This is a genomic window from Intestinimonas sp. (genome assembly GCF_026169115.1).
In the GTDB taxonomy this organism is placed as follows: Bacteria; Bacillota; Clostridia; order Oscillospirales; family Oscillospiraceae; genus Intestinimonas.
In genome coordinates this window covers 16,411-28,450 of record NZ_JAPFEA010000151.1, presented here as the reverse complement: position 1 = coordinate 28,450, position 12,040 = coordinate 16,411, and the positions used below count along the sequence as shown (strand labels likewise).

13 protein-coding genes, 1 tRNA gene and 1 pseudogene are annotated in these 12,040 nt (G+C 53.1%); 4 read left to right on the top strand and 11 right to left on the bottom strand.

The features are described 5' to 3' along the window. Window positions 1–247: hypothetical protein (locus Q0Y09_RS12550; RefSeq protein WP_297722321.1), on the top strand; the 247-nt coding region annotated here is incomplete at its 5' end. Window positions 248–397: 150 nt separating this feature from the next. Here the strand turns inward: Q0Y09_RS12550 and Q0Y09_RS13295 are convergent. From Q0Y09_RS13295 to Q0Y09_RS12505, 10 genes and pseudogenes are all read right to left on the bottom strand, one after another. Further along, window positions 398–793, bottom strand: a pseudogene (locus Q0Y09_RS13295) (Rad52/Rad22 family DNA repair protein); the annotation flags it as partial. 36 nt (window positions 794–829) lie between these two features. After that, entirely contained in the window at window positions 830–1,507 is a 678-nt protein-coding gene (locus Q0Y09_RS12545) for a hypothetical protein (protein ID WP_297722319.1), read from the bottom strand. Then, window positions 1,507–2,142, bottom strand: a complete 636-nt coding sequence (locus Q0Y09_RS12540; protein WP_297722316.1) for a hypothetical protein — start codon at window positions 2,140–2,142, stop codon at window positions 1,507–1,509. Before Q0Y09_RS12540 ends, Q0Y09_RS12545 begins: the two co-directional genes overlap by 1 nt. Window positions 2,143–2,179: 37 nt before the next feature. Continuing rightward, on the bottom strand, window positions 2,180–2,479 hold the full coding sequence (locus Q0Y09_RS12535) for a hypothetical protein (protein WP_297722313.1): 300 nt from the start codon (window positions 2,477–2,479) through the stop codon (window positions 2,180–2,182). Beyond that, on the bottom strand, window positions 2,479–3,060 hold the full coding sequence (locus Q0Y09_RS12530) for a hypothetical protein (protein WP_297722310.1): 582 nt from the start codon (window positions 3,058–3,060) through the stop codon (window positions 2,479–2,481). Before Q0Y09_RS12530 ends, Q0Y09_RS12535 begins: the two co-directional genes overlap by 1 nt. Before the next feature lie 20 nt (window positions 3,061–3,080). Beyond that, on the bottom strand, window positions 3,081–4,535 hold the full coding sequence (locus tag Q0Y09_RS12525; RefSeq protein ID WP_297722308.1) for a DUF6094 domain-containing protein: 1,455 nt from the start codon (window positions 4,533–4,535) through the stop codon (window positions 3,081–3,083). 385 nt (window positions 4,536–4,920) lie between these two features. Next, a complete protein-coding gene (locus tag Q0Y09_RS12520; protein WP_297722306.1) occupies window positions 4,921–5,736 on the bottom strand; it encodes a hypothetical protein in 816 nt (271 codons plus the stop codon). Window positions 5,737–5,766: 30 nt separating this feature from the next. Continuing rightward, entirely contained in the window at window positions 5,767–6,909 is a 1,143-nt protein-coding gene (locus tag Q0Y09_RS12515; protein ID WP_297722304.1) for a DNA polymerase III subunit beta, read from the bottom strand. Beyond that, complete coding sequence (locus Q0Y09_RS12510; RefSeq protein WP_297722301.1) at window positions 6,906–7,697, bottom strand: ThiF family adenylyltransferase; 792 nt, start codon at window positions 7,695–7,697, stop codon at window positions 6,906–6,908. The genes Q0Y09_RS12515 and Q0Y09_RS12510 overlap by 4 nt, the downstream gene beginning before the upstream one ends. Beyond that, window positions 7,694–9,322, bottom strand: coding sequence for a hypothetical protein (locus Q0Y09_RS12505; protein ID WP_297722298.1), 1,629 nt, complete (start codon window positions 9,320–9,322; stop codon window positions 7,694–7,696). Before Q0Y09_RS12505 ends, Q0Y09_RS12510 begins: the two co-directional genes overlap by 4 nt. Window positions 9,323–9,790: 468 nt before the next feature. On the opposite strand from Q0Y09_RS12505, the gene Q0Y09_RS12500 reads away from it, so the two are divergent. The 3 genes from Q0Y09_RS12500 to xerC all read left to right on the top strand — a co-directional run bounded on the left by Q0Y09_RS12500 (window position 9,791) and on the right by xerC (window position 11,686). Beyond that, the gene (locus Q0Y09_RS12500) at window positions 9,791–10,078 is read left to right on the top strand and encodes a hypothetical protein (RefSeq protein WP_297722295.1); all 288 of its coding nucleotides are present in this window, start codon (window positions 9,791–9,793) and stop codon (window positions 10,076–10,078) included. Window positions 10,079–10,193: 115 nt separating this feature from the next. After that, window positions 10,194–10,496 carry a helix-turn-helix domain-containing protein gene (locus Q0Y09_RS12495; RefSeq protein ID WP_297722292.1) on the top strand — a complete coding sequence of 101 codons (303 nt, stop codon included), beginning with the start codon at window positions 10,194–10,196 and terminating at the stop codon, window positions 10,494–10,496. Between the two features lie 38 nt (window positions 10,497–10,534). After that, window positions 10,535–11,686 carry a tyrosine-type recombinase/integrase gene (gene xerC, locus Q0Y09_RS12490; RefSeq protein ID WP_297722289.1) on the top strand — a complete coding sequence of 384 codons (1,152 nt, stop codon included), beginning with the start codon at window positions 10,535–10,537 and terminating at the stop codon, window positions 11,684–11,686. Between the two features lie 137 nt (window positions 11,687–11,823). Here the strand turns inward: xerC and Q0Y09_RS12485 are convergent. Then, a tRNA-Pro gene (locus Q0Y09_RS12485) sits at window positions 11,824–11,900 on the bottom strand. Window positions 11,901–12,040: the final 140 nt, after the last annotated feature.

Sequence of the window (12,040 nt, the reverse complement as noted above, 5' to 3'; positions counted from 1 at the left end):
CCCCCGCGCAGCCCCGCCCGCCCTGTGGGGGCGCCGCCGACGCCCCCTGCCGCGCCGCGGGCGCGCCGCGCGGGCCCGGCGCCGGGCTTTCGAGACCGCCCTGTGGGGGCGTCTGGTACTGGCCCTGGGGCTGCGCGGGCGGTCTGCCCTGGCCCTGCTGCGGGGGCTGCTGAGCGCCCTGTGGGGGCGTCTGGTACTGGCCCTGGGACTGTGCGGGCGGTCTGCCCTGGCCCTGCTGGGCTTTTAACGGTGGGGGAGCTTTTGGCCTCGGCGGGTTTTCTCCCCGCTCTTTGGCCAGCAGGTATGCCACCCATTCATCGTGGGCCTGGTCCAGCCGGGAGCGTTCCTCTTCACGAATCCTGGCGTTAGCCTTCTTCCCACCATTGGTAACTTGGATCGTGACCCATACCTGAGTCATGCCATAGAGGTAGCGCCCAATCGACCACTCAACCGCAGCCCGTTTCATAGAATCAGAAAGGCCGCCTTTGACCGATTCAAACTCGCTGTCATCGGCCCCGTCCCATTTAGTCAGGTATTGGTTAAGCTGTGGGAAAAAGATAGAAATTCCGCACAACTGGGCTGAGCCGTTTTTCCAGGGGCGGAAATCGTTGTACCAGCCGTCTATCCCTACGGTATCATCCAAGCGATTTTGGATGGCGCGATTGGTGACGTAGGGCACGGCCAGTCCCTTGGTTTTTTCTGCATTGGTGGCGGAAACCCGCCACTCAATATCGGAACTGGAAAATGGGGCACTGAGTACAGCGCGCAATTCTTCCGGTGATTTTTGCCACATTCACATCGCCTCCATTGAAGTCAGTTGTCGGCGCCGTCACATGCACTGAATAAAATTGGCAAGCGTCTGTCCATTGGGGATCAAAATATCGGTATAGTAGTATGCAGGCTCTTTGTCCTTCAAGTGCTGCATCAGCTCCCGATAGTCAAGGCCCAGTTGGTTGTCGGACGGATCAAACCGGTCAAAGTTATTGGGGATGCTAAGCAGCAATGCAGGAAGACCGGCTGCTTTTCGCAGTTCCTTATATTTGGGGAGCGTGTTGGCCCCGATACACAGGCTGCCGGATGAATCAACATTGCTGAATGGATAGTGATACATAATGGTATCCGGTGTCGGCGTTTCATCCGCGATCACTCCGATCCGGCATGCGCTCACAGCGCCGTCTGCGGCCCCGACTGAAAAACCGAAGACAAGGCGGGGGATTGGAAAATCCGGATATTGCGTTTTATACAGCGACAGGTCCGCACGGAGACGGGGGTACCATACGACCACACTGATGGATTTCTTGGTCTGCCTGACAGCGAGGGTATTCAATGGCAGAAACCCGGAAGACAGGACAGGCGGTGCGTCTTCCCTGATATAGACGCTTTTCCGGAAGCAATTTAGAAGCTGATCCCGCGAAATTTCCTTTCGAGAGATTAGAGGACCTTTTTTCTGTTCCACTTCGATGATCCCATCCTCCACAGAAAAGTGGATGGATACGCGGTCTTCCATCAGGCTGCCTCCTTTCTCCTGCGGGCGTTTTTCTTTTTGGGAAAGGCGATGACCTTCCGCTTATTTTCCTCCGCTTCGCGTTTCAGGCGGGCCAGTTCAGTCTCCAGATGGTCAATTCCGTCCTCACATGCATCCAGTATGCTGAACAGCGCGTCCGGAATATCGTAGTATGCTTCAAACTCATCATCGACTGTCAGGACGAGCTTTGGGCCCTTTTTATCCCGCAGGCTGTCGTACAGACAGTAAGCATAAGAATAGCTGTTCATGCTCAAGGCGCGGCTGACAGCCTTCTCCAAGGTGGACGCGAATGGGTTCTCGATGGGGAGAATCCCCCGGACCGCCTCGTATTCCCGGCAGAGCTGGTCAAAGCGGGAGAGAATGCTGTCCCGCATAATATAGGCGGTCCGTTCTATGAGCATGCGCCGGTCGTTCTCCGGATGGCACTGCACTGTCACATCCTCGAAAATCAGGCAGGGAAGTTCATATTCGAGTTCCCAATAAGTCTCAGCGGACAAAATGGTGTCCTTTCCGCCGGCTTGGAACAGAAGGTCGAGCCGCCCGCGGTCCGCAAACCGCTTCGCGACATGGAGTAATTTTGCGATGCCGTCCATCTCATATTCATCAATCTCAATCACATAATCACCTCATAAAACAGGTCGTTTCTAGCTGCCGTCACACAAATGTGGCGCGGCATATAGGGCGGATTTCTTGGATTTTATGTATGAGTTCTCCATGATTCCACATCCTTTGCCCAGCTTCCTCTACATATCCCAGCAGTACCGATGGGTCATAGCACTCGAATTCATCATAGTCGATGTCTGCTAAGCGCGGATAAAGGCCCTGTTCCAGAAGCGGCAAAATCTCCTGAAGCAAATAGGAGTTGACAGGCTCCTGTTCCTTCGCTTCCACATCGGTTTCCGGCTCCTCGTCCAGCAGGCTGGCCAGGCTCTCCAAATCCAGGAAAAGTGCCATCAGGCCACCTCCAGCTCCTGCAGTTCCGCCACACACAAGGCGTATTCCTGCAGATTTTCAAGGAGTTGTTCCTCCTGAGATTCAGAAATCTGGTTGCAGTTATAGCCCAGATAGTAGATCCCGGCGGCAGCGGAGACATCCCCACTGAAAAACTTTTGCGCCAGCTCCAGTTCCTTCCGAGTTCCCGGATCGCTGCTGTCAATGGAAACCACTGTGATATTCAGGGACTGGATGGGAGATTCGTTCAACAGTGTCTCCCCCCGAGAGATCAGACGCTGCTGCCGTGCCTCCATCTCTTTCATCTGTTCCAGCCGTGCCCTTGCGTAGTACAAAAGCATATCCTCTATGTCAGCCGCGACTCCGCCGAGCATGACGCCAAAGGGGCGATAATTGCAAATCGACCAGGCTTGTGTAGCCGGCAGAAACCGGCTGCACACAGAGCCGAGCAGCGGCGTGAGTTTTTTTGCTGTTTCGGACCAGACCGCAGCCCGAATCATGTCCAGGTTTTTCCCGCTTTGAATCTGCTTCCGGGTCTGCAGATCCAGCGGCACAACGGCTGCCAGATACTTTTTGTCCTGCATATTCAACCCTCCTGAATTTTTTATACCAGGGATCGAAATCCCGTGGGAGTGAGGACATTGAACACCATGCGGTTGGTGATGGTTTCAATCACATCTGTAGAAACCAGTTCACCTCGTTCAGAATGATTTTCTTCTCTCCGCTCATGGCGTTCTTTGATGATCCGCCCTTTTATGATATGAGGGCAGTCACACTGCATCAGGCCATTGATTAGGCCCGAGCCCCCAATCAGCCCCACCTGCCCGATGGATAAGGGGAGCGGGGGTCGCCCCATCTCCTGTGCCTGCCCGTCCTTTTGGATCAGACGCTCCAGGCTTTGGGAGGCCATAAGCTGATGCGCCAGCTCTGATTCATTAAATACAGAGCCTCGAAAAATTTTCACGTCCAATGCCGCATCTGGAAGCTGATAGCGCCCTTCCGGAAGCTGATCCAGCGTCTGCAGCGCTTCAGGATGCAGCGCAGCTGTGTAGAGTCCAGCGCTGGCAGCTTCATCGCTTTCCCGCGGCTTTCGGGTCCCAAGGACAGCAATTTGCTTGAATTTTTCAAATTCGCCATCCAGAAAACGATAAACAGATATATCCGAAAAATTATCTGTGAAGATTTGGCAGATGTCTTCTGTCATTCGATAATAGGGGACAATGTAAATCATCAGGCCGCTCATGACCAGCGCCTGGAATGATTCGACCAGGAATCGCTTTTCGTCCCGTCCCCTCAGCCCGCAGCCAAGTGTGACTGTGAGATATGGCGGGTTAAGGAGTATCGCATGAAACGATCTGTTTCCCACATAGGAGCTGAAAAAATCCCCATAGGCAACCCGGAACAGCTTTTGCTCGGCCAGTCCGGCCCTTTCCTCATCCAGTTCAATGCCGTAGCACCGGCTGTCATGGCCAAGGGTCAGGCGCAGCACCGCGTCCCCAGTTCCGCAGCATGGGTCCAGCAGATTGACTGTTTTATCCGGAAAAGCGATGCCCCGCTCCAGATAGCCCACGTGTGCCAAATCGGTTGGATAATGCCCTAACTTGACATGATTCATCAGGCGACCGATGGTAGACGCGTCAACAGTATGGTAACTGGGCAACGCGTCAAGAAAGCGGCTGATCACGCCGGAGAATTTGGAGTAATCTCTTGTCATCAGCTCAAACGATGAGATCTGATTGACCAGTGCTTCACAGATGGAAGCGGCGGGATGCTCAAGCTCCAGCAGAATGGGTTTCAGAGATCTCACGCCGTTGGCGATCCCAAGCCGGCCTGACGAAAGCGACAGGTAAGCGCTTTGGGCGGCCTCAGCGTTGCCGGCAGCCTGGCATGTTTCCAGCTGATTACGGAAGAATACGGTGGTATCGAGTAGATAGCGGATTCTGGTAGCTTGCTCCTGAAGCCGGTCCAACACATAGAAGCGCTGCCCGTTTTGGTCGAAACCTTCTGGTGTTTCTGTACTTCCCTTGACACTAGATGAATCTTCAACATGATTTAACATGGCTTCGTCCTTTCATGGATTGATGGTAGTCATGCGGCAGGAAGATCACAGGTATAACCTCCATCTTCCATAGTCCGGCCAGCGGATGTCCATCCCTGGATATTGTGTTGCACATGATACACAGGAGAGGGCCGTAACCAGTTGTCACGGCCCTCTGCCTGAGCACGCCTATGCGGCGTCAGTTATCATATGCTTTTCGGTGCAGTTTGCCTGGCTGACGGCTGGGGCCTCCAATGGAGCCAAACGCCTGCACATGCAGTAGGATGTGAGGCGGAATGTTCCGCTGGCGTCCAGATAGCCGGAGGCATACCGCTCTTGAATGCGGACTTTTCCGCCTATGGAGACGCTTTCCGTTCTCCGATAGCTAACGGGTACCCTCATAGCCTTACGCCGCATTGCTGCACTCTGCAGATTCCGTAACAGGCACAGGTTCGATTTTCGAGCCCGCCTCCTGTCCGTCTCCGCGCTGGTACGCCGGGGACGGCGGAGCAGTCACAGGCTTCAGATGGATGGTATATCCGACATCCTTTAAGAGTACATACATCGCTTTGAGCTTCAGGAAGTCGAAATCGTCTGCCAGCCGGTCTTCACCCTTTCCCGCTCTGGCCAGGAATGCTTTCATCAGCTCCTGATTCTGCGAAGTGGCTTCTCCAACCTTGCCTGCTTCTGCGGAATCGACTGGAGCGGTGGTACCAGTCTCCTTCACACCGCTCTCCCCCTCCACATTTGGGGATGACTGTTTGTAAGGCGCGTCGATCGGGGTACGGTGCTTTATAGACAGCCACAACCTGCGGAAGAATCCGGACAGCAGGGCGCCGATCACACTCCGCTTTTTTTCCGGCAGATAGGTAAACTCCCCCACGCGCAACTCGCTGATCTGGTGTTTGTTGACGGTGAGCTTCTTGGCCTCCACATACTCGGCCTCTAAATAGCGGGACACCACAGCGGAGCTTGAAACGATGACCTCAACCGCCCGGGCATATTCTGCGGCCAGCAGGTCACACACAACCTTCACCGTGTCAAGATCCCGAACAGAGACTGTGGGAGAATAAACAGAGCCTGCATCCAGCAGCCCTTTTCCAGTGATATGCTTTGCTCTCACAGCGCCATCAACCACCAGTGTACCGTCCGCGATAATTGTCTGGCACTCAAGGCGCTCATAATGCAGCGTTTTTCCTTTGGGAACATACAAGGTTTTCATGATGTGCAACCTCCAGTTTTTTGTTTTGTGTCATGCCGCCTGTTTCCGCGGGGGGATGCAGGCGGCAGCTTCTTCAGGCTTCAGACGCACCGGGAGAATCAGTTCGGTAAAGCCGTTGTCAGCCGTAAGCACGGTGGGCCCTACCGGACTTGTAAAGCTCATCCTGGCTGTTTTGATGCCACGCTTTGCAAATGCGTCAAAGGCATCCAGCAGATAGCGAGGGTCGTAGCCGATCACAATGGCGGGAGGGCGCTCCATCCTCAATTCCGCACGGTACAGTCCGGAATTTCCACGGACGGAAAGCCATCCGTCACCAAGGCGGAGCGGCGCTCGTAATTTTTTGTTTTCCATTTTCAGAAGATACTTCACATCGTTCCGTGTACCTTCCACATCTATCCAGCGCTCCTCTGTGAAGATGGTCGGAATGGTGGAGTCCAGTTTCAAACCGCCCAATGGTGGTACCCGGGTAATCAGCCGCTTGGAATCATTCTGAACGGACAGCCACTCCCTGCCAATCGACAGGGTGCAGTCCTCATCAGCAAAAACACTCAGCAGTTCCATCGCTTCCTCCGGGATTTGAAACGGCTTGGCTGCTTCAAAGTCCGGAATCGTTCGGACGCTCAGCCTATATCCGTCCAGCGCGTACATCCTGTGATCCGTAAATTGTACGCAGCAGCTCCAGGGGCGGTTTGTGTCCGAGGAAACAGCGTGCCGGACCTGAGTGAAGAGGCCGAAAAAAGTTCCAGCGTTGATCTGATAGACCTGCTCCGGCTGAAACTCTTTCGGCAGCGGATAGAGATCGCTGTCGAATACCAGCTGATGGATCTCACGCCCTCCACAGGAAAAACGCGCCTGGTTGTAGGGGATGTCACAGTTGTGCGGCTTTTTCTCGGCAGTTTCATATTCCAGATGAAGCTCACCAGAAAAATAAGCGCAGGCATCCAGAAGTCTTTGCGTATCATCTAGGGTGAGAGAAAATTCATCGCCCTGTGCCGGGATCGTCGCCTGACACCATTGGTTGAGATTGCAGCAGGCAATGGTACAGGAGTTACGGCTGAAAAATAAAGTTGCCTGGGATAATGCGGTAAATGGCCCTTTGGGCGCTGCTGCTCCATATACTTTCTTCAGTGCGAGACGAAACTCATCCAGGGGGAATACACTGACTGCCCTCATGCGGCTTTCCTCCGTTTCACATTTTTCTTGAAGGATTGGATGTTGACAGATTTGGTGGAGAAAACGCTTTTCCCGACGGAATGGTTATTCCCTTCCGCCAGAATATTGTAGATGTGGATCGTCACGATGGTTGCCGCCGCCAGATTGGCAGCAATGGTCTGCGGCGCGGAGATCGACGCCTCCGCACAGGAGAGTTCTGTCGGGAACTTATCCGTTTGCTCTAGAACTTCGGGATACAGGCTGGCAACCGGTTGATAGAAGGTCTTTCCGCTTCGCCGAACACCACAGATCACCTGTCCGCTTGCTTTGCTGTTCCCGGAGTCTATATAGATCAGTTCCTTTGCGCGTTGAAAAACATTGTGAAAGACCTGCCTGGAGCGGTTATTGTCCACCGCCCCAATCAGGATCACAATTTCCGATATGACTTCCTGTACAGCTTCGCCATTCCGATTGGTAACATACCTGTTCTGCGGATACTGCAAAGGCTCCAGCAGTTCTTCCAGCATCTCCTCATCCTCGACATACTGTGGGATATAGCTTGTTTCGATTCCAAAGGCGTTGGAATACCGTTCCGCCAGGACCATTGCCTTGTTTTTTCCCAGATCCGCTTCAATAAAGTTCTGGCGCCCGAGGTTTTTCTCCTCAACCAGGTCGCCGTCGCAGAGGATGACCCGAATCGGCCGGTCCAAAGCGTAAAGCAGGCGGTAAAGCTGAGGTACAATGTATCCTCCGGTGCCGCCGGTCCCTACCAAAACGATTTTGACTGGGCGGGATTTTGAGAAAATCATGCGGCCTTCCCCCAGACTTCATCCATGTCAAAACACTCACTGTCAGGGCGCTCTGCGTCATCCATCATCTGAATGCGCTCCAGCCACTTGTGAGGAAATTCTTGAGTCGGAAACGGCTCAAGGACCGTATCAGCGGGGATGAGCCAGTGTGTGCCTCCATTGCAGATCCTAACCGTCAGATCGGGGAAATAGTTCTCTAGGTGGCCGACGACCATGTAAATCCGGTTGGCACGTTCATCCCGGTCATCCACGGCAGAAAAACGGGCGTCCATGTCATTGTGCGAATGGAGATCCGCATAGTGGATATATCGGTCACTGTCTAACGGCTCCTCCCCCACATCAGGAAGAACGATCGCATGGCCCACAGATTGACGGGGAACATGGAGGATGAACTTTTCATCTTCCTTATCCCAGTAAATATGGACCAGCGCCTCCAAAGGGGTACCGTCTTCTCTGGCATCCATCATATAGCGGAACAGAGCCAGCGCCTGTGAAAAGAGGGCATACGGTATGCGTGGAAGGGCCGATACAAAGCCAGGGATAATTTTGTTCAACAGTTTCACCTCCGAGGCAGGCGTCACAAATTCACCGGCTTCCGTCACCCGACGCTCATAGACCAGTCCATCACCGGAAGGGATGAACGTAATGGTTTTCCCGGAGTCCTCGGCCTCCTCCATCGTAAGGAACACACCTTTGTAGAGGGCAATCCCTTTCGGCTTCATGGTGACAGACGGCTTAACAATACAGGCCGGCTTTTTAGTCGTGGATTTTTTCAGCCCATCCAGAAATGCTTTCGAGGTTTCGATTTCCCGTTTTAATTCTCCAATTTTGGTTTTCTTGGGCTTTGCCACCTTTTTCGTAACAGCCCCGTAAGTAATGTTCCAGGTGACGCTTGCAGCTTCCTCAAGCTCGGTAAAGTCCTCTGCTTTGGCTTCCCGCAGTTCCTCAAAGGTCTGATCCAAATTCTCAATGACCTCCGTAGTCCCGTTGTAGGAGAACTGGGGAAGCTGCGCGAAGAGCGAGGTGTTAGCAGCCTGAATGTTCTTTGTTTCCTGAATATCCATCATTGCCAGCAGGGGGTTTTCACCCTCATCACTTCCCTGCGCGTGAGGGGTAAACAGCACCATATTGTTGGCCGTATCTGTGGTTGCAGCGACGGGGGCCGGAGCGGTCTCCACGGGCGCGGCAGCGGCAGGAGCCGGAGCAGTCGCCATGGGCGCAGCAGCGGCAGGAGCCGGAGCAGTCGCCATGGGCACAGCAGCGGCAGGGGCCGGAGCAGTCGCCATGGGCGCAGCAGCGGCAGGAGCCGGAGCAGTCGCCATGGGCGCAGCAGCGGCAGGAGCCGGAGCAGTCGCCATGGGCACAGCAGCGGCAGGAGCCGGAGCAGTCGCCATGGGCGCAGCAGCGGCAGGAGCCGGAGCAGTCATCACAGGCGCAGCAGCGGCGAAGGCTTGAGCGTTTGCCACAGGCGCAGCGGCAGAAGGGGCCGGAGCGGCAGGAGGCACAGCAGCAGCAGGGGGTGGAGGGGCGTTCACATCGCTTCCAAGGTCAAATGCCGTAGAATCGAATTTAGGTTGATCCCCTTGACCAGAGATGGCGGAGAAGCTGAACAGGTTTTCATTCATAACTAAGAGCTCCTTTCGTTTTTTGCACAAAAAAAGCCGCAGTTCCCTATGAAGTAGGTAACTGCGGTTTTTGTGTCGATGTTAGGTATTTAGGATATGGACGAGTCTCCACAGGCCCCAAGGGGCCTATGGGGGTAATCTCCGACCTGGCGAAATCTGGCCTAAATACAGGTAGAGCATATCACATCAGGAGCTCATTGGACAGTTGCGGTTTTCTCCATAGATATTTTTCTGTAAAATGCCCCCATTCTTCAAAAAAGATGGTCCGATGCTGTGTCTCCGGCATGATTTCACAAAAAGTAAAAAGGTTTCTTCACTCAGAGTGACGAAAAAAACTCATACTTGCTGGGATTGCAAGTAAAAACTTTTTCTGTTACAATAGTACCATCGAAAAGATATGGACAGGCAGATATGGCCTGTCCATATCTTTTATTTTTCCGGTATATTCAGAGATGGGAGGTATCCGATTTGAAAGACATGGACACCGTGGGAGTACTGCCTGGACTGGGCAGCATGGAAAATTGTACCCCAGCGTGCCGTTCTTCTCAGAAAGAGCCCTGCACCTATTTGTGCGGTATGGACGTTCTGCCGCGTACTAGCTATTCTGCGGCCGTTGCGCTTCTTTGCGAACTGGAAGATCAATATCATCCGCAGGAGCGGTACACACTCCGAAATCCGGATGGACAACCCATGCCCCGCCAGGGAATTGAACTGGTCTTGTCCCGGCTTTATAACTATGAGCGCGGAATAGTCTGAAACGCTCAGTCTGATCCACACACCACATGAGATAGAAAAAGAGGTGCAAACTATAAATGGGCAGCAACATCGGCGCCGCTTGCTGCTGCAGGCGGCATTTGCATCATAGCGGCCATTGGCGCCGTATCTCTGGATTCTTTGGCTCACCCGCACAGCGCTATCAATACCGGGCAATACGCCGCTGCACTTTTTATATGGCTCCGCCATCAAAGGAGGAGAAGGGATGATGTTCCGATCCTATCCTGATGTGATGACAGTCAAGCAGATGGCCGCCGCCCTTGGCATCGGAATCAACAAAGCCTATGAGTTGGTAAATGACGGAACGATCAACAGCAAGAGGATCGGTCGCAGGATTCTGATTCCAAAGCTCTATCTTGTTGACTACATTCAGCAAACAAGATACAATAAGGGTGTGTAATGGCAGGCAATTCTGACTGTCTAAGAAAGGAGTCTATTATGACAGGCAGCCTGCAAATCAAGAAAGACAAATTTTACATGGTGCTGAATCTCACCCAGAACGGAAAGCGTCGCCAAAAGTGGATTTCCACCGGCTACACCGTCAAGGGCAATAAGAAAAAAGCGGAGCAGATGCTCCGCGAGACGCTTCGAGAATATGAGGCCAAGGAACAGTTCAAATGTTCCGATATGCTCTTTTCAGATGCTGTAAAGCTCTGGCTGAAGGAGTGTGCAGGCAAGGTGGATGAGATCACCCTGCAGGGATATTACAATTTATCCAACGCACATATCCTTCCATACTTTGAGGAGCTTAGGCTGAAGTTATCCGAGATCGATCGAAACGTTTTGCAAGCGTACATAGATCAAAAGCACCAGAATGGCCGCAAAGATGGGAAAGGCGGGCTTTCTCCACGCTCCCTGCGGCTCCACAAGAACATCCTGTACCAAACGCTGAACATGGCGGTGAGGGATGGGCTGATCCCCAATAATCCCTGCGACTTTCTCATTTTGCCGCAGACGGAACGCTATGAGGCCCAGTTTTATAGTGGGGCCCAGTTGGCGAATCTTCTGGACGCGATCAGGGGTGAAAATCTTTTCCCTGTCGTCAAGCTCACCGCAGTCTATGGCTTACGCCGCAGTGAGGTCCTGGGCTTGAAGTGGGACAGCGTAGATTTCGATGCCGACACAATTACAGTAAAGCACACTGTAGCCAAGGTTACACAGATCGTGGAAAAAGACAAAACGAAAAACAAGACCAGCCGCAGAACGTTTCCGCTTACTCCGGATGTAAAAGCGATGCTTTTGGATTTGAAGCGTCAGGAAGATGCAAACCGTCGCCTATTCCGCTCCCAATATGCGGAAAACGACTATATCCTGAAATGGGACGACGGGCGGCCATTTACTCCAGACTATGTGAGCCATCGTTTTAGTCGGCTGCTTGAGATTTACAAAATGCCCCACATTCGATTTCATGAACTCCGCCACTCGTGCGCCAGCTTCCTGCTCAATGCAGGCTTTACCTTAAAGGATGTCCAGGAGTGGCTGGGACATTCCGACATCAAGATGACTGCAAATGTTTACGGGCATCTTGACGTGGGGAGGAAGATGGGAATGGCCGAAAAGCTCACCACAACGCTCTCGAAGCTGGCTTGAAAAGTGTTAGAAAACACGTTAGAACTTTTGGAGGTTACAAAATGAAGGTCAAATGTTAAAACAATAAAAAAGTACCAGAAACACAAGGTTTCTGGTACTTTCCTGGAGAATATACCTTACGTAGTTCCCCATCTGATTGGTCCGAGTGACTGGATTCGAACCAGCGGCCTCTTGAACCCCATTCAAGCGCGATACCAAACTTCGCCACACCCGGTTGTCGGCGCTGTATCCAGGCGACTTGTATATACTAGCATGGCTTCTCCGAAATTGCAAGCCTTTTTTTCAAATTTCTCAAAAAATTTTTCCAGACCCCGGAGCGCCGGACAAATGCCCCGGGGCCTGGCCTTCTCTCTT